The organism is Rhizorhabdus sp. GW822-FHT03C02 (assembly GCF_058801765.1).
In genome coordinates this window covers 1-26,121 of the sequence record NZ_JBXANN010000011.1, presented here as the reverse complement: position 1 = coordinate 26,121, position 26,121 = coordinate 1, and the positions used below count along the sequence as shown (strand labels likewise).

The following is a 26,121-nucleotide window of genomic DNA, read 5'->3' as shown; positions in this document are numbered from 1 at the left end:
AACTTGTTTCAGCATCCACCGTGCGACAAGGGGCCGTTCCCGAGGGGATGAGTGGATGCTGAAACAAGTTCAGCATGACGAAATCATTGTTATTCCTTAAATATTCAGCCATTCTCGCCAGGCTTGGGTTTGTCGCGCGACAGCCACGCCAGCGCTCCCGCCGCACCCAGCGCCGCCGCACCGGCTGCGCCCTTGCCGCGCCGGCGCAGCATCGACAGGCCGGTCGCAGCGAGGATCGAAGGCAGCATCCCGATCCGCGCCACCTTCGCCAGCCGGCCGACCCGTGCGGTCGTGCGGATCGTGACATATTCGGCAGGGACCGACCGCGGCTTCTCGGCAGGCGGCAGGCTGGTTTCGGCGGGTGCATCCGAGACCGGCGAGGCGCGTCCGTCATTCTCCTGCGGATCCTCGCCCGCGACATGGTCGGCGACCCAAGCCCCGCGCTCGCCGATCGGTCGTTCGGCGCCGCTGGTCGAATCGCGCACGGTTTGATGTTCGAGTTCCGAATTCAGTTCGGCGCCGAACAGCAGGATATAGCTCGACAGATAGAGCCAGGTCAGCACGACGACGATCGCGCTCAGCGATCCATATGTCGCGCTATAATCGTCGACATTGGCGACATAGACCCCGAAGCCGAGCGACAGCAGCAGCCAGGTCAGCGCCGCGCCGAGCGAGCCCGGGGTCAGCCAGATCCAGCGCGCCTCGGCGCGGGCGGGGCCGTAGCGATAGAGGGTCGCGGCCCCGGCGGCGCCGCCGAGCGCCATCACCAGATAGGAGAGGATCTTGCCGATCGCGAGCAGCCAGTCGGGCATCTGCGGCAACATGCCCTCGAGATGGCCGAGCGCGGCGATGGCGACGACGGCGACGACCGCGATCAGCACCCCGGCGGCGGTGATCGCGATCGCGAGCAGGTTCAGCTTGATGAAGCCGCGGGTTTCGGCCTTCTCATAAGCGATGTTGAGCGCGGTCACGATCGACCCTGCGGCGTTGCGTGCGCCGAACAGCGCCAGCGCCAGCGCGACCAGCAGGCCGAGCCCCTTCTTGCCGGTCGAGGCGGTGACGATCTCGACGAGCTGGTGGGCGATGAACTTGGCGGCATAGGCCGGCAGCACCTGCGCGAGCGCGCCGATATCGTGGAGCACGGTCGCGGCATCGGCGATCAACCCATAGAGCAGCACCAGCGACCCGAGCAGCGGCACCAGCGCGAGGAAGCCGTAAAAGGCGACCCCGGCGGCGATCAGGCTCATATTGTCGTCGTTCGCTTCCTTCCAGCTGCGCGCGAGCACCTGTTTCCACGCCGCCCAGGGCAGTGCCCAGGGGCTGGTCGCATCGCGGCCCGGGGCGCGCGAGATCAGCTCGTCGACCGGCAGTTTCGCGAGGCTAGTCAATGGCTTGCAAGGCGATTTCGCCCATCATTCGTCTCCTGAACGTCTGATGAACAAACCGGGGAGGCGGGGGATCGTTCCCTGCAGATCCTCCCTAAAGCGCAGCTTTGGGGAGGGGGGCGTAGTGCGTCACCATGCCGGGGGCATGGTGAAAGCGCGGAGCCGGCTGCGCAGCAGCCGTGGCCGAAGGGCGGTGGAGGGGTCTGCGCAACATCGATAGCGAGGAGGACCCCTCCACCAGCTTCGCTGGTCCCCCTCCCCACGCTACGCGTGGGGAGGGTCTAAGACCGCCTCAACCCGGCGCGTCGGCGGCCAGCAGATCCTGCTCTTCGGGATGCTTGTCGATATAGGCCGCGACGAATTCGCAGATCGGGACGACCTTGAGGCCCTGCGCCCGCGCATCGTCGAGCGCGGCCTTGATCAGGCGGCTGGCGATGCCGCGGCCGGCCAGTGCTTCGGGCACCACGGTGTGGGTGAAGGCCAGCGCGCCGCCGCGGGGTTCATACGCCGCGATCGCAAGCTGGCCGTCGACCTCCAGTTCGTAACGATGCTCTTCGCTGTTGTTGCGCACGGTCTCGGACATCGGGATCTCCTTCCCGCGCTCAACCGGCCGCGACGACCTCCGTTCCCTCGGCTTCCTCCTCGTCGGCCTCGATGGCCTGCGCCGCCTTGGCCTCGGCACGGTAGCGGTGGAGCAGCGGCTCGGTATAGCCGTTGGGCTGCTCGCGGCCCTCGAACACCAGCGCCCGCGCCGCGCGATAGGAGAAGCCCGATCGATCGAGCGGGGTGTAGAGCGGATCGGCGGCGTTCTGCGCGTCGACCCGCAGCGCCATCCGCCCGAGCGCGGCGTCGGCCTCGTCGGCCGAGCACACCCCGTGCAGCAGCCAGTTGGCCATATGCTGCGACGAGATGCGCAGTGTCGCGCGGTCCTCCATCAGCCCGACATCGTTGATGTCGGGCACCTTCGAGCAGCCGATCCCCTGGTCGATCCAGCGCGACACATAGCCGAGGATGCCCTGGGCATTGTTGTCGAGCTCGTCGCGTATCTCCTGCGGCGACCAGTTGTGGCCGGCCGAGACCGGCACGCTCAGCAACCGGTCGAGCGCGGCGATCGGTTCGGCGCGGCGTTCGGCCTGGCGCGCGAACACGTCGACCCGGTGATAATGGGTCGCGTGCAGCGTCGCCGCAGTCGGCGACGGCACCCAGGCGGTGCTGGCGCCCGCCAGCGGATGGCCGATCTTCTGGTCGAGCATGTCGGCCATGCGATCGGGCGCCGCCCACATCCCCTTGCCGATCTGCGCCTTGCCCGACAGGCCGCAGGCGAGGCCGATCTGGACGTTGCGGTCCTCATAGGCCTTGATCCAGTCGCTGCCCTTCATCTCCGCCTTGCGGATCATCGGGCCCGCGCGCATCGACGTGTGCATCTCGTCGCCGGTGCGATCGAGGAAGCCGGTGTTGATGAAGACGATGCGGTGACGCACCGCCTCGATGCACGCCGCCAGATTGGCCGAGGTGCGGCGCTCCTCGTCCATCAGCCCCAGCTTGACGGTGTGGCGATCGAGCCCGAGCAGATCCTCGACCGCGTCGAACAGGTCGTTGGCGAAGGCGGCTTCGTCGGGCCCATGCATCTTCGGCTTGACGATATAGATCGATCCGGCGCGGCTGTTCACATACGCGCCCTGGCGGCGCAGGTCGTGCAGCCCGATCAGGCTGGTGACGATCGCGTCGACGATGCCCTCGGGCGCCTCCGATCCGTCGGCGAGGAAGATCGTCGGGGTCGTCATCAGATGGCCGACATTGCGCACGAACATCAGGCTGCGGCCGGGCAAAGTGAAGCCGGTGCCGTCGGGCGCGGTATAGGCGCGGTCGGCCTCCATCGTGCGGGTCATCGTCGCGCCGCCCTTGACGAAACTCGCGCTGAGCGTGCCCTTCATCAGCCCGAGCCAGTTGGCATAAGCCTCGACCTTGTCCTCGGCATCGACCGCGGCGATCGAATCCTCGAGGTCGACGATCGTCGACAGCGCCGATTCGAGGATGATGTCGGCGAGCCCGGCGGGATCGTCGCGGCCGACCGGATGATCGCGGTCGATCACCAGTTCGAGATGGAGCCCGTTGTGGCGCAGCAGGATGTTGGCGCCGGCATCGCCGACGAGCTGGGCCGGATCGGCGAGCGGCGGGGTGCCGCCGGTCCATGCGGTCCAGCTGATCCCGTCGAGCGGGACGACATCGTCGAGGAACGCCTTGGCCCAGCCGATCACCTGCGCGCCGCGGACCGGGTCATAACCCTTGCCGGTCGCCGCGCCGGGCAGCGCATCGGTGCCGTAGAGCGCGTCGTAGAGGCTGCCCCAGCGGGCATTGGCGGCGTTGAGCACGAAGCGGGCGTTGAGCACCGGCACGACGAGCTGCGCGCCGGCCATCGTCGCGACCTCGGCATCGACCTTGTCGGGGTCGATCGCGAACGGCGCGGGCTCGGCGACCAGATAACCGATCTCGCGCAGGAAAGCCTGATAGCTCGCCTGGTCGATCGGCTGGCCCGCCCGTTCGCCATGCCAGCCGTCGATCGCCGCCTGCAGCGCGTCGCGCCGGTCGAGCAGCGCGCGGTTGCGCGGCGCGAAGTCGGCCAGGATCGCTGCTGTGCCCTGCCAGAAGGCGTCGGCGGCGATCCCGCTGCCCGGCAGCGCCTCGCCCTCGATGAAGTCGGCGAAGACCTTCGCCATCGAAAGGCCCGCGCGCGTGGTCGTGCTCGTCGTCATTATCTTATCCTAGCCGCGGCGCTCAGCCCAACCGGCCGAGACGATGATAGAGATTGGCGTATTTGATCGATTCCGGCTTGTCCTGGACCTCGCGCAGATAGTGCCCGATCGCGGTGCGGATCAAACCGAAATCCTCGGACGAAAAGACCGCGCGCGACCGCGCCGGGCTCGCGCCCATCGGGGTCGGTTCGGTGGTGGTCGTGGTGGTGTCCATGGTCGTTCCTTTCCTTGGTCTGTTGTCTTGGTTGTGATGTGCAGGCCGCCATTCGGGTCGGGGTTCCCTTCACCTCTCCCCTTCTTGAGCCCTCTCCCATTCTTCATGGGAGAGGGTTGGGTGAGGGTCTTCTTCTGTTTCTTCTTCCGTGAAGGATAAGAAGGAAGAAGACCCTCATCCAAACCTTCTCCCGCAGGCGGGAGAAGGCTTCAGAAGTGAAGGTAGAAGGCAGGATCCGTTACCCCGCCCGAATGGCGCCTCTCCTATACGGTGATCAGGCCGCGAACTGGTTCATCGTGTTGTGGGTGCCGCCGGCCTTCAACGCGGCCTCGCCGGCGAAATATTCCTTGTGGTCGTCGCCCATGTCCGATCCGGCCATGTTCTGATGCTTCACGCAGGCGATGCCCTGGCGGATCTCCTGGCGCTGGACGCCGAGGACATAGCCGAGCATGCCCGCCTCGCCGAAATATTCGCGCGCCAGATTGTCGGTCGACAGAGCGGCGGTGTGATAGGTCGGCAGGGTGATCAGGTGGTGGAAGATGCCGGCGCGCGCCGCCGCGTCCTTCTGGAAGGTGCGGATGCGGTTGTCGGCCTCGATGCCGAGATCGGTCGCGTCATAATCGACGCTCATCAGCCGGGCCCGGTCGTAATCCGACAGGTCGCGGCCTTCGGCGGCCCAGGCGTCGAACACCTGCTGGCGGAAATTGAGCGTCCAGTTGAACGACGGCGAGTTGTTGTAGACCAGCTTGGCGTTGGGCACGACCTCGCGGATGGCGTCGACCATCGACGCGATCTGCTCGATATGCGGCTTCTCGGTCTCGATCCACAGCAGGTCGGCGCCGTTCTGCAGCGAGGTGATGCAGTCGAGCACGCAGCGATCGGCCCCGGTCCCCGGCAGGAACTGGTAGAGGTTCGACGGCAGCCGCTTCGGGCGCATCAGCTTGTCGTCGCGCACGATGATCACGTCGCCGTTGCGCGCGGTCGCCGCGCTGACCTCGTCGCAATCGAGGAAGGCGTTATACTGGTCGCCGATGTCGCCGGGGGTGTGGCTGATCGCGATCTGCTTGGTCAGGCCCGCACCCAGCGAGTCGGTGCGCGAGACGATGATCCCGTCCTCGACGCCGAGTTCGAGGAAGGCGTAGCGGCAGGCGCGGATCTTCGCGAGGAAGTCCTCGTGCGGCACGGTGACCTTGCCGTCCTGGTGGCCGCACTGCTTCTCGTCGGACACCTGATTCTCGATCTGCAGCGCGCAGGCGCCGGCCTCGATCATCTTGCGGGCGAGCAGATAAGTCGCCTCGGCATTGCCGAAGCCCGCGTCGATGTCGGCGATGATCGGCACGACATGGGTCTGGTGCTGGTCGATCGCCTGGAGCAGCTGCTTCTCGCGCAGCTGGTCGCCGGCGGCGCGCGCGGCGTCGACGTCGCGGAACATCATGCCCAGCTCGCGGGCGTCGGCCTGGCGCAGGAAGGTGTAGAGTTCCTCGATCAGCGCCGGAACGCTGGTCTTCTCGTGCATCGACTGGTCGGGCAGCGGCCCGAATTCGGATCGCAGCGCGGCGACCATCCAGCCCGACAGATAGAGGTAACGGCCCTTGGTGGTGCCGAAATGCTTCTTGATGCTGATCATCTTCTGCTGGCCGATGAAGCCGTGCCAGCAGCCGAGCGACTGGGTGTAGTTCGCCGGATCGGCGTCATAGGCGGCCATGTCCTCGCGCATGATCTTCGCGGTGTAGCGCGCGATGTCGATCCCGGTGCGGAAGCGGTTCTGCAGGCGCATGCGCGCAACCGACTCAGCGCCGATCCCGGTCCAGCCGCTCTGGCCGTCGATCAGCTGGTCGAGATGGTTGATATGATCCTGGTACGACATGGCAGTCCCTCATTCGGTCGATAATGCGATGACGGGGGACTAACGCGCCGACATGACACCCGGCGAGGCCTTGCGAAGTTCAGTTGTGAGACTTTACAAAAGATTCGTGTAAAGCTGTACAGACTGTACAACGAGTCGAGGTAAAGCCTGTATGGCCAATCAGCGTGCGGTCTATCTGGGGCCCCGGTTGCGGCGGCTGCGGCGCGAGCTCGGCCTCAAGCAATCCGACATGGCCGAGGATCTCGGCATTTCGCCATCCTATGTCGCGCTGCTCGAACGCAACCAGCGGCCGCTGACCGCCGACATGTTGCTGCGGCTGGCGCGGACCTACAAGCTCGACGTCGCCGACCTCGCCAGCGACGAGGGCAGCGATCATGGCGCGCGGTTGCAGGCGGTGCTCAAGGATCCGATGTTCGCCGACATCGACATCCCCGCGCTCGAGGCCGCCGACGTCGCGACCAACTATACCGGCATCACCGAGGCGCTGCTGCGGCTCTACACCGCCTATAGCGAGGAACAGTTGGCGCTCGCCGACAGCGCCGCGGCGCAGGGGCGCGACGGTACGCGCGGCGCCGAGGCCGCCGATCCGCTCGCCGAGGTGCGGCGCTTCCTCGGCGCCCGGCGCAACAGTTTTCCCATGCTCGACGAGACCGCCGAGCGGCTGGCGGGCGAGATCGCGACGCTCGGCGCCGGGGTCGAGGGCTTCGCCGCGCGGTTGAAGGCGAAGCACAACGTCAAGGTCCGGCGCTGGGCAGCCGAGGCGATGGGCGGGCTGACCCGGCGCTTCGACATGCACCGCGACACCCTGTTCGTCGACGACGGCCTCGACGGCGCCAGCCACCGCTTCCAGCTCGCGCTGCAGCTCGCCTATCTCGAACTGCGCGGCGATATCGACGCGGTGCTCAAAGGCGGCAGCTTCGACACCGAGGGCGGGCTCAACCTCGCCCGCCGCGCGCTCGCCAGCTATGCCGCCGCCGCACTGCTGATGCCCTATTCGGCGTTCGCGCGCGCGGTCGAGGCGCAGCGCTACGATGTCGAGGCGCTTGCCCGCCAGTTCGCCACCAGCTTCGAACAGACCGCGCACCGGCTCACCACCCTGCAGAAGCCGGGCGAGGAACGGGTGCCCTTCTTCTTCATCCGGGTCGACCAGGCCGGCAATGTCTCGAAGCGGCTCGACGGCGCCGGCTTCCCCTTCGCCCGCCATGGCGGCGCCTGCCCGCTCTGGTCGGTCCACCAGGCGTTCCGCACCCCGGGCGAGGTGGTCACGCAGTGGATCGAGCTGCCCGACGGCCAGCGCTTCTTCTCGATCGCGCGCACCGTCACCGCCGGCGGCGGCGGCTTCGACCGCCCCCGCATCGACCGCTCGATCGCGCTCGGCTGCGCGGCGGAGCATGCCCACAAGCTGATCTATGCGCAGGGCGAGGCCGCCCCGCGCGGCGTGACCCCGATCGGGGTGTCGTGCCGGCTGTGCCACCGCACGGCGTGCGCGGCGCGCTCGGCGCCGCCGATCGGGCGGCAGATATTGCCGAACGACTATCTGGGAGGGAGTGCGCCGTTTTTGTTCGCGGATGATTGAGAGAGCGCTCGTCAGCTTTGCGCCCTATAACCGGACGGCCAGCCGTCGGACGGGATTTCCCAAAAGTCGCCTTAGAAGTTCGAAAATCTCCGTCTCTGCCAATTCTGTAGTAATATCAGATACGTAGTGCCAATGGCGCGACTACGGCCAACATCTCGGCCATCATTCGCCGACAATGCCGTCGTCGAGTTCGGCACTCAAGTGCGGTGGACCGTCTCCGTGGGCGATCCGGTCTTCAGGATGAATTCCGAAGGCGCTTGGCTCAAATAAATTGTCCAAGCCAAAGAGCGCGCGGTCTGACGGGTTCATATTATGCAGCAGAGCATAACGCTCAACGAGAGGTTTGAATTTTTCGTGACCCGGGCCGAACGCGCAATTCAGTGCTACTAAAACCAATTCTGCGTCCGACATCTGAGCGCGAAGGAGGCGTACATACTGATATGCCGGATCGGCCTTCGAAATTGCACTTCCGACCGTCCGTTCCGCGAACTGTCGATCTGCATACGAAACAATATGATACGTGAAGCGATACAGGTTCGACAGGCCGGAGACGCCGCTGACAGAACGCGAATATCGAGTTCTTAGCGCCCGGTTATCACTATCTGGCTTTCTTAAAAGCATGACAATCCAGTCAAGCGCATTCTGTCCGATGCGCTCAAACCCTTCCGGGCCTTTCGGAGTTATCCTCATGCGCGACAATCGAACCCGATCCAAAATATCGAATCTGCGCTCAAGCAAGTTCAGATATGAAGGCTCTGCCGCACGTCGTTCGAGCCGAGCCACATCGTCGCGCGCCGACTGATAAGTGCGAAAAGCGAAGTATGCCGCTGCGGCCGCCATCATCGCGCCTAGGACGCCGAACGAATCGCCAAGTTGCCCGGTTCGTTCAAAGTTCCAGTCAATGCCGGTGGCGTTAACTCCCCACCCGGAAAACAGTACGACAAGAACCCAAATCAACACGAACGCTACACCAAGCAGCACTCCACCATGCCGAGCGAACCAGCCTCGCATTGCCTTCCCCTAACGCCGTAGCCTCGATCGCTGCTCTCGAACCTAAGTCCCAATTTCGTCATTCATGGTCTTCAGCATGCTGAAGTAGAACCGCACGCGCCCGACAGCCCGTAGGAACGTATATATGCTCTCGCATAGGACGAATATGAGAGCGCCTAAGCCAGCCGATTTCGTGCCGTATTTCGCCCAGCTAAGCGTCGCTTGATCAATCCGCGTTCGGTTTTCGATGAATGCCCCTATCTTTTGAAGGTTTGCGTTAAAGCCCTCCGACCCGATCAGCAGCAGTATTAACGCAGCGACTGCAGCCGAAATGGCAACTAGGTTGAAATAAGTGACGTTATCGAACACTTCGTCCGAAAGCTTGGATAGTCGCTCGAAGCGCAACTCATGTTCGATGCTCGCATAAGCGGCGGGTCGCGTTAGGCGATTGGCCACGAGATAAAAAAGAACATTGAAGCTAAAACCTACAAGTATTGCTTCAGCAGAAAGCGCCCCAGCTAAAAAATCGGAAGAAGCTTCGGTGACAAGTCCGCCAATAACGATCGATAAAACGCCAAAAATTATGAGCGTCTTGACGCGACCTACACGATTATTGGTTCCGTACTCATAATATGTGGACGCATCTCGGCGAATGATGTCAGCAATGCTAAACATTTTCGGACTTTTTCAGAATCCTGTTTTTTAGCATGTCACGCATAACTGACTTCAGTTGTTCGGGTGCCGGATGGCCATGATCATCCAACCCAACAGATAACTCAAAGTGAGTAGCGCGATTGCTATCGTTAATAAAGTAATACTTTGCTTTGCTGCCGTCGATCTCGGCAAGAACCGTGCAATTCAGGATGTCTTCGTCTGACACTGATATGAGTTGATCCTCTTTGAGAATTTTCGCCACTTCGGCTTTGATCTTATCCTTCGGACTTTTGAAAATAGAAAAGAGTCGCTTACGAGTTGCGGCGGCAAATTGCGTTCCATCACCGCTCTTTTTCAACACAATCGTGCTGACGTTTCCGAAATTATTAGCCGCGCCAGCATTCGAACCCGGCTTCAGATATTCTATAACGATTTCTTCGGCATTGACCTTCTCGAACGCCGTAGAATCATTGCGAAACGACCGAGATTCAACACCCTTCCGGTTGGTAAATGCCCTTTCGATCGTGTTGCGAAGCCCTGAATAATCCCCAAATTGCCCGAGATACTGAGTTGCAATATACACCCGACCGCTAGAATTTGATCTGTACGCAATAAAATAGAAGTTTCGGATACTCGCACTATTGTACGGAATTTCGCCTTTAGCCGTGTTTTGATATGTGTGCCCAGAATAGATGGCTTTGTACTTCCCGAAATGAAGTCCGGGTTCGAGTTCGGTCACATCTTCAACAGGTGCAGTGCTGCTGAAACGCAGCTTATCAACCGCATCCTGCGTCGACGTGTCGATGGGCGGCATCGCAGCCAGCCGTTCCATCGCTTCGTTAAACTCTTGGACAGAGAAAGGAGCGTTCTTCGGCTCGCCATCGTCGCCTTGAACGGTGCGAGTGAGATAGTGGAACGATACAGTCACCTTATCTTTGCGGTTCCGACGCGGCAAAAGACAGCCTCCCCAGTTCGGACTTCGGTTCTAAGCCGAAGCCTAGCATGTAGGGACGCAAAGCTCCACAAAGCGTTCGACTTCCGTTTGATCCAGTTTGGAGCCGATAGCACTACGCGGCCAAGGCGGATGCAGCTTCCGCCATTGAAGCGTTAGTTTAACGGCAGCTTCTTGCGCCTGACGATCTGAAAGCTGCCAGTCCGCAACCGGCCCAAATCCGGTCGTTCCAGCGCATGAAATTCCACCGGCTTCTAGCGCCCGCTACGTCTATTTACCGGCCAGAAATCCCCGCACATCACGCAGCGTCTCGCCCACCGCTTCCTCCTGCGGCACATGCCCCACATCATCATAAACGACCAGCTTCGCCCCCGGCACCGCCGCCGCAATCCCCTCCCCATCCCCCACCGGAATCATCCGATCGGCCCGCCCCCACAGCACCAAGGTCGGCGCCTTGATCCGCGCCAGCTTTGCGACCGGATCGGGCAGCGTGAACTGTTCGAGATGCGCGACCAGCGCCGGCCCGTTGCGAGCGATGTCGGCGCGGAGCGTTTCGAGCCGGGCCGGCGGGACCCGGTCGGGATGCGCGTAAATGCGCTGGGCGGTGAAGGCGATGCCGGCCGGGGTCGGGGCGGTCAGGAAAGCGGCCATCACCGGGGGGACCGCGACCGGCTTGTCGGTGACGCCGTTCATCGGGAAGGCGCCGCTGTCGATCAGGATCAGTTTGTCGACCCGCTCCGGATGGTCGGCGGCGAAGTTCCAGGCGATCAGGCCGCCCAGGCTGTTGCCGGCGATCGCCGCCTTGCGGAGGTGGAGCTTGTCCATCAGCGCGAGCAGTTGCGCTTCACGGTCGGCGGTCGCGTAGCGGGCGCGGGGATCGGCGGGGCTTTGGCCATGGCCCGACAGGTCGTAGCGGATCACCCGGTGGTCGCGGGCAAGGTCGGCGGCCCAGCCGTCCCATGTGTCGAGGGCGAAGGTGAAGCCGTGGATCAGGATGATCGGCGGCGCGGTGTGCGGCCCCTCGTCGCGGACATGGAGCGTCGCGCCGTCGACCTCGATCATCCGGTCGGTGGCAGCCATGGCCACGGGTGTCGTTGTCGCGGTCGCCGACGCCGCCTGCAACGGTACGGCGGCAAGGCCGAGCAGCGCGGCGAGGGCGAGCAGTGGCCTGATCGGCGCCCGGCTCATTCGACCCACTCGGTGCGCAGATGCTTGGCGGCGAGCCCCATGAACAAGGCCGCCATCAGATAATAGACCAGCGAGATCAGCAGCGCGACGCGCAGCGCGTCGTCGCCGAAGCTCGGCGCGAGCCGGTCGGACAGCGCGCCGATCGACAGCGCGCCGGCGCCGACCCCGATCAGATTGTTGATCAGCAGGAAGCTCGCCGAGGCGGTCGCGCGCATCGGCGCGGGCACGAGATGCTGGACCGCGGTGATCACCGGGCCGAGCCAGACATAGGCCAGCGCCTGCGGTACCACGAACAGCGCGAACGACAGCCACACCGACGGCGCCAGCATCGCCGCGGCATAGAGCGGCACGCAGATCACATAGGCGATCGTCGGCACCCGGGCGAAGGCGGCGCGGTCGCGCGCGCCGAGCCAGTCGCCGAGCCAGCCGCCGAGGATGATCCCGGCGACCCCGCCGGTCAGCGCCAGCGCGCCGAAGAAGCGCGAGGCCGCGATCAGGTCGAGATCGAACGAGCGCCGCAGCAGCGACGGCAGCCAGAAGCCGAGGCCATAGCCCATCATCGAGCTCGACGCCGCGCCGAAGGCGAGCAGCCAGAAGCTGCGCTTGGCGGCGAGGATGCGGACCACGTCGATGAAGCGCGGCTTGGGGCTGCCGGCCGGATCGTGGCGCTTGGGCTCGCGCACCAGCAGCTTGAACAAGGGCGCGAATAGCAGCCCGGCGATGCCGATCGACAGGAAGGCCGCGCGCCAGTTGACGGTCGCGGCGATATAGCCGCCGAACAGCACCCCGAGCGCCGAGCCCAGTGGAATGCCGAGCGAATAGATCGCCAGCGCCCGCGCGCGCTGCTGCGGCGGAAAAGTGTCGCCGATCAGCGCATAGGAGGGGGCGACCCCGCCCGCCTCGCCGACTCCGACCCCGAGCCGGCACGCGCAGAGCTGGACGAAGCCGGTGGCGACCCCGCACAGGGCGGTGAACGCGCTCCAGATGCCGAGCGACCCGGCGATCACCCAGGTTCGGCTGGTGCGGTCGGCGAGCCAGGCGAGCGGCACCGCCAGCGTCGAATAGAGGATCGCGAAGGCGAGCCCGCCGAGCACTCCGAGCTGGGTGTCGCTGAGGTGGAGCTCGGCCTGGATCGGCCCGGCGAGGATGCCGAGGATCTGCCGGTCGACGAAGTTGAACGTGTAGACGATCAGCAGCATCGCGAGCACCAGCGCCTTGCGGCCGGTGGTTGCAGGGATGGGGCCCGCTGCGGGAGCGGCAGGGATCGGGGTCGGCGTCATACCAAAAACCTTAGTCCTGCCCCGTTCGTGTCGAGCGAAGTCGAGACACGCATCGGTGGTGGAGCGTGTCTCGACTTCGCTCGACACGAACGGAAAAGGGAGTCGAAATTTCGACCGGCGTTCGACCCGGCAAAGGGAGCCGAAATTTCGATCGCCCGGGTCAGAACTTCATCCCCACGGTCGCGAACACCTGCCGCGGATTGCCGTAATAAGCGGTGAGCACGCCCTCGCGGCCGAGCGTCGGGATCAGCGCGCCGGCGGGGGTGCGGTTGAAATTGCCGGTGTCGGCATTCTGGCTGAGGAAGTTGTAGCCCGACACGATATATTTCTTGTCGGTCAGGTTGCGGCCGTGGAGCCCGACCGTCCAGCGGTCGCCGTCCGAGGTCCACACCAGGCTGGCGTCGAGCAGCGCATAGCCCTTCTGGTCGAGCCCCGGGGTGCGCAGCTCGAACTGCTGGGTGCTGCTGCGCCACGACAGCGTGCTGTTGATGTTGAGTTTGCCCGGTCCCACCGGGGTGGTGTAGCCGATCGACCCGCTCGTCGTCCATTTCGGGGTGTTCTGGAAGGCGCGGCGATCGGCGACGTTGAGGCCGCGGGCATCGATGAACTGCTTGTACTTGGCGTCGATATAGCCGAGCGACCAGTTGAGGTCGACGCGGTCGCTGGCGGCGAACAGGTCGCGCGCGGCGAGGAAGCTGCCCTCATATTCGACGCCCCGAATCCGTGCCTTGCCGGCGTTGGTGGTGACGCCGATGAAGGTCTGCTGGCCGTTGATCACGGTGCCCGCCGATCCAGGGACCTGGACGTCCTTATATTCGGCGTCGAACACCGCGAGCGCGATGTTCAGGCGGCGATCGAAGAACTGCGCCTTGTAGCCGATCTCATAGCTGTCGACGGTCTCGGGATCGAACGACAGGAAATCGTAGATCTCGTCATAGCTGCGCCCCCCGTCGCGGTTGGTGTCGGGGGCCGCGGTCGACACCCCGCGCGGATCGAAGCCGCCGCCCTTGAAGCCCTTCGAATAGCTCGCATAGATGTTGTGATCGGGGGTCGGCTTGAAGCTGACCGAGGCGCGCGGGGTGAATTCCTTGAAGGTGGCGGTGCCGCGGAAATCCGAGGTCGTCGCCAGCAGCACGCCGGTGCCGCCGAAGAAGGGCGATCCGCCGCCCAGATAGGTGCCGCGCAGGATCCGCGACTTGCGGGTGTCCCAAGTGTAGCGGCCGCCCGCCGACACCGAGAATTGGTCGCTGAAATCATAGGTGACGTCGCCGAAGAAGGCGGTGGTGTCGGTGTCGACATTGCCGAAGGTCAGCGCGGTCACCGCGCTCGGCAGCCGGACGTCGAACACGGTGCGCGCGGCGGCGTCGAGATAATAGAAACCGAACAGCCCGCTGAAGCCGCCGCTGCTCACCAGCGCCTGCACCTCCTGCGACAATTGCTTGTTGTTGTAATAGGCCGGCACGTCGACATCGACCGCCGCCAGCGCGTCGAAATCGATCGGCGAGGCGCTGTCGTCCTTGCGATAGGCGGTGATGCTGCGGATCGTCAGCCAGTCGGTGGGCTTGATCTCGCCATAGCCCGACACCCCCCAGGCCTTGACGTCCTGCTTGGGCGACACCAGCCCGCCCTGGCTGTCATAGACGTCGCTGAGCACCGGGGTGCCGCTGAACAGCCCGGGGATCAGCCGGTGGCCGCCGCGCGGATTGCTGCGATCCTTGGTATAGTCGCCGGTGATGCGGAAGAAGGCGCTGCTGCTCGGTTCGATCTGCACGGTGGCGCGGCCCGCCCAGATATCCTTGTTGTAATTGTCCTGACCGGTGGTGAGGTTCTTGCCGAACCCGCCGCGCGAGAGGCGCGCGACCGCGCCGCCGACCTTGATCGTGCCGTCGCCGATCGGCAGGCTCCCCTTCACCACGCCTTCGGCCTGGTCGTAGGTGCCATAGGTCGCGCGCACCGACAGGGTCGGATCGTCGCCGAGCCGCTTGGTGACATATTTGACCGCGCCGCCGATCGTGTTGCGGCCATAGAGCGTGCCCTGCGGCCCGCGCAGCACCTCGATCCGCTCGACGTCGTAAATGTCGAGCACCGCCGCCTGCGGGCGGTTGAGATAGACGTCGTCGAGATAGAGCCCGACCCCGGCCTCGAACCCGGCGACCGGATCCTGCTGGCCGACGCCGCGGATGAAGGCGGTCAGGGTCGAATTGGTGCCGCGCGACACTTCGAGGGTGACGTTGGGGGTGCTGTTCGAAATGTCGGTGATGTCGAGCGTGCCGGTGCGTTCGAGCTTGTCGCCCGAAAAGGCGCTGACCGCGATCGGCACGTTGAGCAGGGTCTCCTCGCGCCGGCGCGCGGTGACGACGATCGCCTCGCCGTCGTCGGCCTGGTCGGCGGCGGGTGCGGGCTGGTCGGATGGCTGCGCCATCGCCGGGGCGCTCAGTGCCGCGAGGCTCGCGAAAGACAGAAAAGCATGACGCAAGGATGCCATGGTGGCCATCGGACCTCTCCCAGATAAGAGCGCAATGCATGACGCTTGCGCTTCGTTGGGCTTGGTCATAATGAAAGTTGAACCGGGTTTCAAATACGAAAAGAGACTGGGAGATGGATTCTCGAAAAAACCCTTTGAACGAAGGGGATAGCGCGGCAGACACGGTGAGTGTCGCCGGTGAAGCCAAGATGCCGAAGACCGAACGCGGGCGGCGGACGCTGCGCGCGCTGCTCGACGCGGCGGCCGAGGAGTTCGGCGAAAAGGGCTTCCACGAGGCGTCGATCAGCCAGATCACCCGCCGGGCCGGGACCGCGATCGGCAGCTTCTACACCTATTTCGATTCGAAGGAGGCGATCTTCACCGCTTTGGTCAGGGACCTGAGCGGGCAGGTCCGCGATTTCGTCGGGCCGCGCATCGTCGTCGAGGCGAACCAGGTCGAGGCCGAACGCGCCGGCCAGCGCGCCTATCTCGAGTTCGTGCGCCACCACAAGCAGATCTACCGGATCATCGACGAGGCCGAGTTCGTCGATCCGGCGACCTATCGCGAACATTATACCAACACCGCCGGCCGCATCGCCGCCCGCCTCGCCGCGGGCCAGGCGCGTGGCGAGGTCAGCGAAGGATCGGCCGAGATTCGCGCCTGGGCGCTGATGGGGATCAACGTCTTCCTGGGGCTGCGCTTCGGGGTGTGGGGCGAGGAGGATTATGATCCGGCCGAGGTGTCGCGGGTCGCGGGCGACTTCATCGCAAATGGTATCGCGCCGCGCGGCGGGGGCGAGAAGGACTAGGCCGATGGCCGAGGGCGACCTATTCGCGCATCGCTTCTGGCGCTCGGCGGACGGGCTCACCCTCCATGCGCGCGACTATGCCGCCGCGGCGGGCCCGGCGCTGCTCCCGGTGATCTGCCTCCACGGCCTGACCCGCAACGCCGCCGACTTCGATGCGCTGGCGCCCTGGCTCGCGGCGCGGCGCCGCCGCGTGCTCGCGGTCGACGTGCGCGGGCGCGGCCTGTCCGAATGGGATCCCGCCGCCGACTATCGGCTTCCCGCCTATGCCGACGATGTCGCGCGGCTGCTCGATGCGCTCGGGGTGGCGCGGGCGATCTTCGTCGGCACCTCGATGGGCGGGCTGATCACGATGGAGCTGGCGATGCTGCGCCCGGGGCTGATCGCGGCGGCGGCGATCAACGATGTCGGCCCGGTGCTCGCCCCCGCCGGGCTCGCGCGGATCGCGGCCTATGCCGGCAAGACCCCGCCGATCGACGACTGGGCCGCGGCCGCCGACTGGCTGCGCCGGCTGAACGAATCCGCTTTGCCGCATTATCGCGCCGCCGACTGGGCGCGGATGGCGCGGCGGATGTTCCGCGAGGAAAGCGGGCGTATCATCCCGCTGTGCGATCCGGCGATCGCCCACCCGCTCGGTGATGGGGAGGGGGCGCTCAGCGCCGACCCCTGGCAGCGCTGGGACCGGCTCGCGACCGGCCGGCCGCTATTGCTGCTGCGCGGCGCGCTGTCGGACCTGCTCGATCCGGACGATGCCGCGGCGATGGTGGCGGGCCGGGCGAACGTCGCGCTGCGGATCGTGCCCGATGTCGGCCATGCGCCGATGCTCGACGAGCCGGCGGCGCTGGCGGCGATCGGGGAGTTGCTCGACGGGTGTCCTTGAAGAACGAACCTCAAAGTCCGTCATGCTGAACTGGTTTCAGCATCCACTCTTCCTCTCGGGAACGGCCCCCCGCGGCACGGTGGACCCTGAAACACGTTCAGGGTGACGGTGGTGGGTAGGATGCGGGCGGGCTCGATCCGAGGCCGCGCCGCCAGCCATTGGCATCGACGCCGCCCGGCCCCATCTGTCGCCTCATGTCCGTCTATGTCGACAACGCCCGCAACCCGTTCCACGGCATGTTGATGTGCCATATGCTCGCCGACACGCTCGACGAACTCCACGCCATGGCCGATGCGATCGGCATGCGGCGGATCTGGTTCCAGCCGGTGAGCTTCCCGCATTACGACCTCAACGAGGAACGGCGCGACGCCGCGGTCCGGCTGGGCGCTGTCGAGGTCGACCGCCGCGAGATCGTGCGGATCATGCGGCGGCTGCGGGCGGAGCCGGGGTTTCCGGGGGTGCGATAGTGCCTGCCCCTTTTCCGTTCATGTCGAGCGTCGTCGAGACATGGTGCGCTGGTGGCACGTATCTCGACTTCGCTCGACACGAACGGGATAGAATTCGAGGCGGTTGATATTATTCCGGGCAACACGAAGCATATATCGGATGAAGGCAACTCCCCCATGATCGATCTCTCGAAGCTCCAGCCCGTCAGCACCGTGCGCGACGAATGGGCCTATCCGCCGGCGGTCGCCAACCGCTCCGGCCTGCTCCAGGTCGACAGCGATCCCGACCACCGGCTCTATTGGGAGGAATATGGCAATCCCGCCGGCGAGCCGCTGATGTTCCTCCACGGCGGGCCGGGCGGCGCCTGTGCGCCGGCGATGGCGCGCTTCTTCGATCCGGCGCGCTACCGGGTAATCCTGTTCGACCAGCGCGGCTGCGGGAAGAGCGAGCCGACGGTCGCCGCCGCGGGCCCCGCGATCGCGCTGACCCGCAACACCACCGACCATCTGGTCGAGGATATCCGCGCGCTGCGGCAGGCGCTCGGCATCGGCGGCAAGATGCATCTGTTCGGCGGCAGCTGGGGCAGCACCCTCGCTTTGGTCTATGCGATCCGCCATCCCGAGGACGTCGCGACCTTGATCCTGCGCGGCATCTTCCTCGGCGCCCCCGAGGACCTGCTCTATATGTACCAGGGCAATGCCGCGACTTTTGCCGAGCGGCCGTTCGCGATCACCGAGCCCGGCAGCTACATCAGCTATCCCGACGAGTGGCAGGCGTTCGTCGAGATCATCCCGCCGGCGGAGCGCGCCGACATGATGGCCGCCTACAAGGCGATCTTCGACATGGTGCCGCAGGACGATGCCGACCGCGCGCGCCAGCTGCAGGCGGCGCTCGCCTGGTCGGTCTGGGAGGGGACGATCTCGAACATGATCCCGCAGGACAGCGACCCGGGCAAGTTCGGCGAGGCGGCGTTCGCGCTGTCCTTCGCGCAGATCGAGGCGCATTTCTTCGCGAACGACCTGTTCCTGCCGCCCGACTATATCGTCGCCCATGTCGACCGGATCGCCGCCATCCCGACCCATATCGTCCATGGCCGCTTCGACCAGGTCTGCCCGCTGACCCAGGCCTCGCGGCTGGTCGAGGCGATGGCGGGGGCCGGCGCGACGCCGGCCAGTTTCGTCCTGACCAATGCCGGGCATAGCGCGATGGAGGCGCAGACCGTGCTGGCGCTGACCGCGATCATGGATGGGCTGCTGCCGATCGGGTGATGGTTTTTTGGGAATAAGCCCCTCCCTTTCAAGGGAGGGGGAAGGGGTGGGTGGCGACTGAAGCGGCTCGGCTCGATGCCGCTGAAGGCGCTTTCGGTTCCAGCGTAGACGCTCGCTGCGCTCGCGCCCCACCTTCGTCAGGTCAACCATGCCCCCGGCATGGTTGAGGGAGTGCCGGGGGCACTCCCGACCTGACGAACCCCTCCCCTAAAGGGGAGGGGCTTCCAGCTTGGTTACCGCCACCCCGCCTCGCGCGCCTTCTTCTCGCCCGGGGCGTCGAGCGGATCGCCGGCGATCATCGCGCCGATCAGCTGGGTCTGGGTGGTGTCGCCGCCTGCCTGGCGATAGGCGGCATCGCCGGCTTTGTCCGGGGCCGCATAGCGAAGCTGCCAGCCGTCGCCGGCGCGGCACGCCACGCCCGACAGGCTGGTGCCGACGAAGCTGCGGCAATATTGGCCGTCATGGTCGCGGAAGCTCAGCGCGACCCGGATCGGGCCGGCCTCGCCCGAGGCCTGCTGGTCGAGCGCTTGGGCGATCGGGCCGGCGACGGCCAGCGCGCCGGGATGGTCGCCGACCCCGGGCGGGGTGAAGCCATAGCCGGCGAGCGCGCCGACGACGAGGCTCGCGGCGATCGCGCCGGGGATCGCCCAGCCGCCCGGCGTCGTCGCCCGGCGCGGCGGCGCGGCGCGCTTCTTCTGTTCGGTCCGCTCGCTGCGTTCGGCGCGCGCCGCCGCCAGCGAGATCACCGGCGCCGGTGCGCGCCGGGGGGGCGTCGCCTGCGGCAGCGCCGCGGGATCGGCGATGATCGCGCCGAACGCCTTGGCGAACCGGGCCTTCATCGCGCGGTGGCGGTCGGCAAGTTCGCCGAGCGCCGGATCGGCGGCGACCGCGCGCGCGACCCGATCGGCCTCGGCATCGCCAAGCTCGCCGTCGATCCAGGCGATGATCGTCGCTTCGTCGATCGTTCCGCTCATGACCCGTCTCCGTCCAGCCTCTTCATGCCAGGATTTTCATCCCAGGATCTTCATCAATGCCTGCCGCCCGCGCACCAGCCGGCTGGTGAGCGTTCCCGCGGGGATATCGAGGATCGTCGCCGCCTCGGCGTAGCCGAAGCCCTCGATCATCACCAGCGCCACCGCCTCGCGCTGCTCGTCGGGCAGTTGGCCCAGCGCGCGCATCAGATAATGGAGCTCGACCCGGGTCTCGGCGTCGCCACTCGCACCGACCGCCACCCCTTCCTCCTCGGGCGCCAGCACCCGGTCGCGCCGCTGGCGGCTGCGCGCGGTGTCGATCCACAGATTGCGCATGATCCGATAGACCCAGGCGTCGAAATTCGTCCCCGGCTGCCACAGCGTCCGCGATTTGAGCGCGCGTTCGGCCGCCTGCTGGGTCAGGTCGTCGGCATCCGCGGCGTCGCGGGTCAGGCCATGGGCAAATCGCCGCAGCCGGGGGAGCAGGCTTGCCAGCGCGCTTTCGAACTCGTCCAATGATCTGCCTCGTAGCCATGCGGATGAAACGACCATCGCCCGTCGTTTCATCCATCGGTGCCACGAAAAAGGAAAGACCATGCGCAACATGACGCGAAGGATGCGGATCGGCCTGCTGGCGGCGGCGATCGCGGTCGGCGGGCCGGCCACGGCGCAGTTGCTGGGCGGCGGCGGGATCGGTGGCGGCGGCCTAGGTGGAGGACTGGGCGGTGGCGGATTGCCGGGCGGCGGGCTTGGTGGGCTGACCTCGGGCCTGCTCGGCGGTTCGAGCGGGCAAGGCGGGGTGGTCGGCGGGCTGCAGGGTCCGCTGATGGGGGTGGGCGACACGCTGCGCGCGCTGACCCCGGGCGACCTGCTGTCGCTGCGCAAGGAACGGCAGCGTGCCTTGCTGCGCGCGAATCGCGATGCGCTCGACGTCGACGATGACGGCAATGTCATCCGCCGCGGCGAGATCGTCGCGATCGGACTCGCGCCCGATGCGCTGGCCAGGGCGCAGGCGGCGGGCTTCGCGCTGGTCCGCAGCGGCGCGGTCGAGGGACTCGGGCTGACGACGACGATCCTCGCGCCACCGAAGGGCGAGCCGGCGCGCAAGGCGATCGCGAAGCTCCGTGCGATCGACCCCGCCGGCACCTATACGCTCGACCATGTCTACGAACCGGCCAGGGCGCCGCTGGCGCCGGCGAAAGGGCCGGCCGCCGAGTCGGGAAGCGCGGGCCCGGATGGAAAAGGAGCCGGTACCCGCATCGGCCTGATCGACGGCGGCGTCGGCAATCACCCGGCCTTCGCGGGCGCGCATATCGAGCAGCGCGGTTTCGCCGGGGCGGCGCGGCCGAGCGGCCATGGCACCGCGGTCGCCTCGCTGATCGTCGGCAGCGCCGGTGCCTTCCATGGTGCGGCGCCGGGCGGCACGCTGCTGGTTGCCGATGTCTATGGGGGTGCGGCGGGCAACGGATCGGCCGATGCGATCATGCGCGCGATGGGCTGGATGGCGGCAAGCGGCGCGCGCGTCGTCAACATCAGCCTGGTGGGCCCGCCCAACCCGCTGCTGCTGGCGGCGGTGAAGGCGCTGCAGGCGAAGGGCATCATCATCGTCGCCGCGGTCGGCAATGACGGGCCGGCGGCGCCGCCGCAATATCCGGCCTCCTATCCCGGCGTGGTCGCGGTCACCGGGGTCGATGCGAAGGGCAAGGCGCTGTTCGAGGCCGGCAAGCCGCTCCACCTCGATTTCGCCGCACCAGGTGCCGACATGGCGGGGGCGGTGCCCGGCGGCGGCTGGGAGAAACTGCGCGGCACCTCGTTCGCGGCGCCGCTGGTGACCGCGCGCCTCGCCCGGCTGGACCGTGGCAATGCCGACGCGACGCTTGCGGCGCTCGCCGCCGAGGCGCGGCCCGGCGGCGGCAAGGTCGGCCGCGGCATCGTCTGCGGCGACTGCGCGATTCCGCCGAAATCGGTCGGCCTGAAATAATTTGGCCGGCGGCGGGATGAATCGCCGAGCGGCTGTCGTTGCTCTCCATGAAGCCGGACGACATGGCCGGCGGCAGATGAGGAGAAGACCGATGACCAATCCAACCAAAGCCCGTCTGATGGTGGCGGCGATGATGATGGCCGGTGTCGCGGCGGCGCCCGCGGCGGCGCAACTGCTGGGCGGCGGCGGTGCCGGGATGCTCGGCGGCGCGGTGAGCGGAATGACTTCGGGCGCGGGCGGCCTCGGCGGCACCGTCGGCGGGGTCACCGGCGCGACCGGTTCGTTGAGCGGCGCCGCGGGTTCGCTCGGTTCGGCGACCGGCAGCGTCTCGAACAGCGTGACCGGGTCGGGCAGCGCCCAGGCCAACAAGTCGGTGAACACCAAATCGGGCAATGTCGCCGCCGATGCCGGCCTGGCCGGCACGGTCTCGCGCAGCACCGACGCGGCGCTGGGCGCCAGCGGGCCCAATGGCGGCGCGCTCGCCGGCAATGTCGCCAATTCGGGCAGCACCAGCGTCAGCCGCAATGTCGGCACCAGCGTCAACGCGGTCGGCACCGATCAGGTGGCGAGCACGGTCGGATCAGCGCGCGACACCGCCTCGTCGACGGTCGGCAGCGCCCGCACCGCCGCAACCAACGGCGTCGCCAGCGCTCGCGACCGGGTCGCCTCGACCGTCGACACCGCGCGCGGCACCGCGAGCGGGGCGGTTGCGGCCACCCGCGATCGGGTCGGGTCGGCAGTGAACCAGGCGAAGGGCGCGACCGCGGCCGCCAATGGCGCCGGCTCGGGCGGTCTCGCCGGCTCGGTGACCGGCGGCGCGGCCTCGGTCACCGGATCGGGATCGGGATCGGGTTCGGCGACTGCGGGCACGCCCGCGCCTTCCTCGACCCCGGGCAATCCGGCGGCGTGATCCTTCGCCTATCGAAGCCTCTCGGAGCCCCTCCCGCTTGCGGGAGGGGCTTTTCGCATATGAGCTTCGTCACCCCGGACTTGTTCCGGGGTCCACCGAACCACGAGCGCAACCCATGAGAAGCTGGGCAACACCGGCGCAGTGTGGACCCCGGAACAAGTCCGGGGTGACGGATAAGGGAGTCCGCGCGTGGAACGAACCGCGCCTATGGGAATATAATCGCGACGGCGCGAGCGGCTTCCCCCTTCAGCATCGCCGAAGCACCTTCGCCCTTGTTTTAACGCCAATTTTCCTATGCGTGCTATAAAAGTAACACAGTTTCTCGCCGATACGCGAAAAGCCGTTTGACGCCGCGCGCCATAGTGTCATTTATGTCGGCAAGCATGCTGCAGCGCACATGCACATCCTATCCTTCCAGTCCCGCGATCGCGGGCATGCCGGTGGAGACAGTCTTGGACAGACGTAATTTTCTGGCGCTCAGCGGCCTCGGCCTGGGCGGCGCCATGCTGCCGTCGCTCTTCGGCAAGGCGATCGCCGCCGAGGCGCTCGGCGATGCCCTCGATGTCGGCTTCAAGAAGACGCTCGCCGACGCCGCGCTCAACGCGGCGACCGGAGCGGGCGCGAGCTATTGCGACGTGCGGGTCGGCCGCTATCTGCGCCAGTTCGTGATCACCCGCGACGACCATGTCGAAAATGTCGTGAACACCGAATCGACCGGGGTCGGCATCCGCGTGATCGCGAACGGCGCCTGGGGTTTCGCCGCGACCAACGACCTGTCGCCCGACAGCGTCGCCCGCGCCGCGCAGCAGGCGGCGGCGATCGCCAAGGCCAATGCCAAGAGCCAGACCGCGCCGGTCCAGCTCGCGCCGGTCAAGGGCGTCGGCGTGGTGTCGTGGAAGGCGCCGATCACCAAGAATGCGATGCAGGTGCCGATCAAGGAGAAGGCCGACCTGCTGATGAGCGTCAATTCGGCGGCGCTGGCGGCCGGCGCGAACTTCATCAATTCGATGCTGTTCCTGGTCAACGAGCAGAAATATTTCGCCAGCACCGACGGATCGTATATCGACCAGGACGTCCATCGGATCTGGGCGCCGTTCACCGTCACCGCGATCGACAAGGCGACCGGCAAGTTCCGCGAGCGCGAGGGGCTCTCGGCGCCGATGGGCATGGGCTATGAATATCTCGACGGCGCGCCCTCGGGCAAGTTCGTGCTGCCCAACGGCGTCACCGTCTACGGCAAGTCCTACGACATGAAGGAGGACGCGATCGCCGCCGCCAAACAGGCGCAGGCCAAGATCAAGGCGCCTTCGGTCAAGCCCGGCAAATATGACCTGGTGCTCGATCCCTCGCACACCTGGCTGACGATCCACGAGTCGGTCGGCCATCCGCTCGAGCTCGATCGCGTGCTCGGCTACGAGGCCAATTATGCCGGCACCAGCTTCGCGACGATGGACAAGCGCGCGGCGCATTTCCAGTACGGCAGCGACAAGGTCAACATCGTCGCCGACAAGCTCCAGCCCGGCAGCCTCGGCGCGGTCGGCTATGACGACGAGGGCGTCAAGACCAAGCGCTGGGACCTGATCAGGGACGGCAAGCTGGTCGACTATCAGGTGATCCGCGATCAGGCGCACATCATCGGCAAGACCGAATCCGACGGCTGCTGCTATGCCGACAGCTGGTCGAGCGTGCAGTTCCAGCGCATGGCCAATGTCTCGCTGCAGCCCGGCGCCGCCAAATTGTCGGTCGCCGACATGATCAAGGATGTCGAGGACGGCATCTACATCATCGGCGACGGATCTTTCTCGATCGACCAGCAGCGCTACAACGCCCAGTTCGGCGGGCAGCTGTTCTACGAGATCAAGAACGGCAAGATCGGCCAGCAGATCGAGGACGTCGCCTATCAGATCCGCACCCCGGAATTCTGGAATGCCTGCGTCGGCGTGTGCGACGCGAGCGACTATCGCCTCGGCGGATCCTTCTTCGACGGCAAGGGCCAGCCCGGCCAGGTGTCCTCGGTGTCGCACGGTTCGTCGACCGCGCGCTTCAACGGCATCAACGTCATCAACACCGCCCGCTCGCTCGGCTGATAGATCCAGGAGTTCTCGAAGATGAGCATCTTTACCGAAGAGCAGGCCAAGGCGATCCTGACCAAGGTCGTCGGCCTGTCGAAGGCCGACGAGTGCACCGCGCAGCTGAGCGGCGCGATCAACGGCAATATCCGTTTCGCGCTCAACAATGTGTCGACCAGCGGCATCGTCAACGACTGCGACCTCGCGGTGCAGGTGGCCTATGGCAAGCGCGTCGGCATCGCCACGATCAACCAGTTCGACGACGCCTCGCTCGAACGGGTGGTGCGCCGCGCCGAGGATCTCGCCCGGCTTGCCCCCGAAAATCCCGAGTTCATGCCGGCGGTCGACAAGCAGGTCTACAAGCCGACCCCGACCTTCTCCGAGGCGACCGCCGCGATCACCCCCGAATATCGCGCGCAGGTCGCCGCCGACAGCATCGGCCCGTGCAAGGCGCAGAAGCTGATCGCCGCGGGCTTCCTCGAGGACGGCCAGAGCTTCGTCGCCTTCGCCAATTCGAAGGGCAATTTCGGCTATCAGCGCGCGACCTCGCTCGACTTCACCTGCACCGTCCGCACAGAGGACGGGCGCGGATCGGGCTGGGTCGGGCACAATGTCCAGGACGCGACCGCGTTCAAGGCGGGCAACGACATCCAGACCGCGATGCGCAAGGCGAGTGCATCGGCCGACGCCAAGGCGCTCGAGCCCGGCAAATATACGGTGATCCTCGAACCCGCCGCCGCCGCCGGGCTGATCTCGTTCATGATGTATTTCTTCGACGCGCGCTCGGCCGACGAAGGCCGCAGCTTCCTGTCGAAAAAGGGCGGCGGCAACAAGATCGGCGAGCAGGTCTATGATCCGCGGGTCAATTTCACCGCCGATCCCTGGCATCCCGATGCGCCGGTGCTGCCGTGGGACGACGACAATCTCCCGCGCGAGAAGATGGCGATCATCGAGAACGGCAAGGTCGCCAACCTGCAATATTCGCGTTTCTGGGCGAAGAAACAGGGCAAGCGCGAGACCGCGGGGATCGGCAACCTGATCATGGCGGGCGGCACCAAGTCGACCGCAGACCTGATCAAGACCACCCAGAAGGGCATCCTCGTCACCCGCACCTGGTATATCCGCATGGTCGATCCGCAGACCGTGCTGCTGACCGGACTGACCCGCGACGGCACCTTCTATATCGAGAATGGCGCGATCAAATATCCGGTGAAGAATTTCCGCTTCAACGAAAGCCCGGTGATCATGCTCAACAATATCGAGGAGCTCGGCAAGCCGGTGCGGGTCAAGGGCGACGAGTCCAACCTGATCATGATGCTGCCGCCGATGAAGCTGCGCGACTTCACCTTCACCTCGCTGTCGGACGCCGTCTGATCGGGACACGCTACAACGTGCGGGAGCACCTCTTCTCCGTTCGTGTCGAGCGAAGTCGAGACACGCTCCACCACCGCAGCGTGTCTCGACTT

22 protein-coding genes are annotated in these 26,121 nt (G+C 66.0%); 9 read left to right on the top strand and 13 right to left on the bottom strand.

The features are described 5' to 3' along the window. Positions 1-104 precede the first annotated feature (104 nt). The 5 genes from AC1RM6_RS22740 to AC1RM6_RS22720 form a co-directional block, all read right to left on the bottom strand. A complete protein-coding gene (locus AC1RM6_RS22740) occupies positions 105-1,388 on the bottom strand; it encodes a YihY/virulence factor BrkB family protein (protein WP_493105444.1) in 1,284 nt (427 codons plus the stop codon). Positions 1,389-1,677: 289 nt separating this feature from the next. After that, the gene (locus tag AC1RM6_RS22735) at positions 1,678-1,968 is read right to left on the bottom strand and encodes a GNAT family N-acetyltransferase (RefSeq protein WP_493105442.1); all 291 of its coding nucleotides are present in this window, start codon (positions 1,966-1,968) and stop codon (positions 1,678-1,680) included. Positions 1,969-1,987: 19 nt separating this feature from the next. Then, positions 1,988-4,138 carry a malate synthase G gene (locus AC1RM6_RS22730; protein ID WP_493105440.1) on the bottom strand — a complete coding sequence of 717 codons (2,151 nt, stop codon included), beginning with the start codon at positions 4,136-4,138 and terminating at the stop codon, positions 1,988-1,990. Between the two features lie 22 nt (positions 4,139-4,160). Next, positions 4,161-4,352 (bottom strand): hypothetical protein, encoded by a 192-nt coding sequence (locus AC1RM6_RS22725; protein WP_493105438.1) that lies wholly within the window; start codon positions 4,350-4,352, stop codon positions 4,161-4,163. 274 nt (positions 4,353-4,626) lie between these two features. Then, entirely contained in the window at positions 4,627-6,219 is a 1,593-nt protein-coding gene (locus tag AC1RM6_RS22720) for an isocitrate lyase (RefSeq protein ID WP_493105435.1), read from the bottom strand. A gap of 151 nt (positions 6,220-6,370) precedes the next feature. Between AC1RM6_RS22720 and AC1RM6_RS22715 the strand changes: the two genes are divergently transcribed. Next, the gene (locus AC1RM6_RS22715) at positions 6,371-7,795 is read left to right on the top strand and encodes a helix-turn-helix domain-containing protein (RefSeq protein WP_493105430.1); all 1,425 of its coding nucleotides are present in this window, start codon (positions 6,371-6,373) and stop codon (positions 7,793-7,795) included. A 162-nt stretch (positions 7,796-7,957) separates the two neighbouring features. On the opposite strand, the gene AC1RM6_RS22710 is transcribed toward AC1RM6_RS22715, so the two are convergent. From AC1RM6_RS22710 to AC1RM6_RS22685, 6 genes are all read right to left on the bottom strand, one after another. After that, complete coding sequence (locus AC1RM6_RS22710) at positions 7,958-8,806, bottom strand: putative phage abortive infection protein (RefSeq protein WP_493105428.1); 849 nt, start codon at positions 8,804-8,806, stop codon at positions 7,958-7,960. Between the two features lie 42 nt (positions 8,807-8,848). Continuing rightward, positions 8,849-9,460 (bottom strand): hypothetical protein, encoded by a 612-nt coding sequence (locus tag AC1RM6_RS22705; protein WP_493105426.1) that lies wholly within the window; start codon positions 9,458-9,460, stop codon positions 8,849-8,851. Next, positions 9,453-10,367: a hypothetical protein gene (locus AC1RM6_RS22700; protein ID WP_493105424.1), complete on the bottom strand. Its 915-nt coding sequence runs from the start codon at positions 10,365-10,367 to the stop codon at positions 9,453-9,455. Before AC1RM6_RS22700 ends, AC1RM6_RS22705 begins: the two co-directional genes overlap by 8 nt. A gap of 294 nt (positions 10,368-10,661) precedes the next feature. Next, positions 10,662-11,579, bottom strand: a complete 918-nt coding sequence (locus AC1RM6_RS22695; protein WP_493105422.1) for an alpha/beta fold hydrolase — start codon at positions 11,577-11,579, stop codon at positions 10,662-10,664. Then, the gene (locus AC1RM6_RS22690) at positions 11,576-12,778 is read right to left on the bottom strand and encodes a spinster family MFS transporter (protein WP_493105770.1); all 1,203 of its coding nucleotides are present in this window, start codon (positions 12,776-12,778) and stop codon (positions 11,576-11,578) included. Before AC1RM6_RS22690 ends, AC1RM6_RS22695 begins: the two co-directional genes overlap by 4 nt. Positions 12,779-13,019: 241 nt before the next feature. Continuing rightward, positions 13,020-15,353, bottom strand: a complete 2,334-nt coding sequence (locus AC1RM6_RS22685) for a TonB-dependent receptor (RefSeq protein WP_493105421.1) — start codon at positions 15,351-15,353, stop codon at positions 13,020-13,022. A gap of 179 nt (positions 15,354-15,532) precedes the next feature. Here AC1RM6_RS22685 and AC1RM6_RS22680 point away from each other — a divergent pair, with 179 nt between their 5' ends. From AC1RM6_RS22680 to pip, 4 genes are all read left to right on the top strand, one after another. After that, positions 15,533-16,132, top strand: coding sequence for a TetR/AcrR family transcriptional regulator (locus AC1RM6_RS22680; RefSeq protein ID WP_493105419.1), 600 nt, complete (start codon positions 15,533-15,535; stop codon positions 16,130-16,132). Between the two features lie 4 nt (positions 16,133-16,136). After that, positions 16,137-17,009 carry an alpha/beta fold hydrolase gene (locus tag AC1RM6_RS22675; RefSeq protein ID WP_493105417.1) on the top strand — a complete coding sequence of 291 codons (873 nt, stop codon included), beginning with the start codon at positions 16,137-16,139 and terminating at the stop codon, positions 17,007-17,009. Positions 17,010-17,203: 194 nt separating this feature from the next. Continuing rightward, positions 17,204-17,476 (top strand): DUF4031 domain-containing protein, encoded by a 273-nt coding sequence (locus tag AC1RM6_RS22670; protein ID WP_493105415.1) that lies wholly within the window; start codon positions 17,204-17,206, stop codon positions 17,474-17,476. Positions 17,477-17,632: 156 nt separating this feature from the next. After that, entirely contained in the window at positions 17,633-18,724 is a 1,092-nt protein-coding gene (gene pip / locus AC1RM6_RS22665; protein WP_493105414.1) for a prolyl aminopeptidase, read from the top strand. Positions 18,725-18,957: 233 nt separating this feature from the next. Here pip and AC1RM6_RS22660 read toward each other — a convergent pair whose 3' ends face one another. Further along, positions 18,958-19,698, bottom strand: coding sequence for an anti-sigma factor (locus tag AC1RM6_RS22660; protein WP_493105412.1), 741 nt, complete (start codon positions 19,696-19,698; stop codon positions 18,958-18,960). A 36-nt stretch (positions 19,699-19,734) separates the two neighbouring features. Then, entirely contained in the window at positions 19,735-20,247 is a 513-nt protein-coding gene (locus AC1RM6_RS22655; RefSeq protein ID WP_493105411.1) for an RNA polymerase sigma factor, read from the bottom strand. A 43-nt stretch (positions 20,248-20,290) separates the two neighbouring features. Between AC1RM6_RS22655 and AC1RM6_RS22650 the strand changes: the two genes are divergently transcribed. From AC1RM6_RS22650 to AC1RM6_RS22635, 4 genes are all read left to right on the top strand, one after another. Next, positions 20,291-21,676: a S8 family serine peptidase gene (locus AC1RM6_RS22650; RefSeq protein WP_493105409.1), complete on the top strand. Its 1,386-nt coding sequence runs from the start codon at positions 20,291-20,293 to the stop codon at positions 21,674-21,676. A gap of 91 nt (positions 21,677-21,767) precedes the next feature. Further along, positions 21,768-22,586, top strand: a complete 819-nt coding sequence (locus AC1RM6_RS22645) for a hypothetical protein (RefSeq protein WP_493105407.1) — start codon at positions 21,768-21,770, stop codon at positions 22,584-22,586. A 452-nt stretch (positions 22,587-23,038) separates the two neighbouring features. Further along, the gene (locus tag AC1RM6_RS22640) at positions 23,039-24,673 is read left to right on the top strand and encodes a TldD/PmbA family protein (protein WP_493105405.1); all 1,635 of its coding nucleotides are present in this window, start codon (positions 23,039-23,041) and stop codon (positions 24,671-24,673) included. A 21-nt stretch (positions 24,674-24,694) separates the two neighbouring features. Then, positions 24,695-26,029 (top strand): TldD/PmbA family protein, encoded by a 1,335-nt coding sequence (locus tag AC1RM6_RS22635; RefSeq protein WP_493105403.1) that lies wholly within the window; start codon positions 24,695-24,697, stop codon positions 26,027-26,029. The last annotated feature ends 92 nt before the right edge of the window (positions 26,030-26,121 follow it).

Bases quoted from the DNA above. Each gene is read 5' to 3' on its own strand.
- AC1RM6_RS22735 (WP_493105442.1), bottom strand. From the start codon at position 1,968: ATGTCCGAGACCGTGCGCAACAACAGCGAAGAGCATCGTTACGAACTG.
- AC1RM6_RS22730 (WP_493105440.1), bottom strand. From the start codon at position 4,138: ATGACGACGAGCACGACCACGCGCGCGGGCCTTTCGATGGCGAAGGTC.
- AC1RM6_RS22725 (WP_493105438.1), bottom strand. From the start codon at position 4,352: ATGGACACCACCACGACCACCACCGAACCGACCCCGATGGGCGCGAGC.
- AC1RM6_RS22720 (WP_493105435.1), bottom strand. From the start codon at position 6,219: ATGTCGTACCAGGATCATATCAACCATCTCGACCAGCTGATCGACGGC.
- AC1RM6_RS22715 (WP_493105430.1), top strand. From the start codon at position 6,371: ATGGCCAATCAGCGTGCGGTCTATCTGGGGCCCCGGTTGCGGCGGCTG.
- AC1RM6_RS22710 (WP_493105428.1), bottom strand. From the start codon at position 8,806: ATGCGAGGCTGGTTCGCTCGGCATGGTGGAGTGCTGCTTGGTGTAGCG.
- AC1RM6_RS22705 (WP_493105426.1), bottom strand. From the start codon at position 9,460: ATGTTTAGCATTGCTGACATCATTCGCCGAGATGCGTCCACATATTAT.
- AC1RM6_RS22695 (WP_493105422.1), bottom strand. From the start codon at position 11,579: ATGAGCCGGGCGCCGATCAGGCCACTGCTCGCCCTCGCCGCGCTGCTC.
- AC1RM6_RS22690 (WP_493105770.1), bottom strand. From the start codon at position 12,778: ATGCTGCTGATCGTCTACACGTTCAACTTCGTCGACCGGCAGATCCTC.
- AC1RM6_RS22685 (WP_493105421.1), bottom strand. From the start codon at position 15,353: ATGGCCACCATGGCATCCTTGCGTCATGCTTTTCTGTCTTTCGCGAGC.
- AC1RM6_RS22680 (WP_493105419.1), top strand. From the start codon at position 15,533: ATGCCGAAGACCGAACGCGGGCGGCGGACGCTGCGCGCGCTGCTCGAC.
- AC1RM6_RS22675 (WP_493105417.1), top strand. From the start codon at position 16,137: ATGGCCGAGGGCGACCTATTCGCGCATCGCTTCTGGCGCTCGGCGGAC.
- AC1RM6_RS22670 (WP_493105415.1), top strand. From the start codon at position 17,204: ATGTCCGTCTATGTCGACAACGCCCGCAACCCGTTCCACGGCATGTTG.
- pip (WP_493105414.1), top strand. From the start codon at position 17,633: ATGATCGATCTCTCGAAGCTCCAGCCCGTCAGCACCGTGCGCGACGAA.
- AC1RM6_RS22660 (WP_493105412.1), bottom strand. From the start codon at position 19,698: ATGAGCGGAACGATCGACGAAGCGACGATCATCGCCTGGATCGACGGC.
- AC1RM6_RS22655 (WP_493105411.1), bottom strand. From the start codon at position 20,247: ATGGTCGTTTCATCCGCATGGCTACGAGGCAGATCATTGGACGAGTTC.
- AC1RM6_RS22650 (WP_493105409.1), top strand. From the start codon at position 20,291: ATGCGCAACATGACGCGAAGGATGCGGATCGGCCTGCTGGCGGCGGCG.
- AC1RM6_RS22645 (WP_493105407.1), top strand. From the start codon at position 21,768: ATGACCAATCCAACCAAAGCCCGTCTGATGGTGGCGGCGATGATGATG.
- AC1RM6_RS22635 (WP_493105403.1), top strand. From the start codon at position 24,695: ATGAGCATCTTTACCGAAGAGCAGGCCAAGGCGATCCTGACCAAGGTC.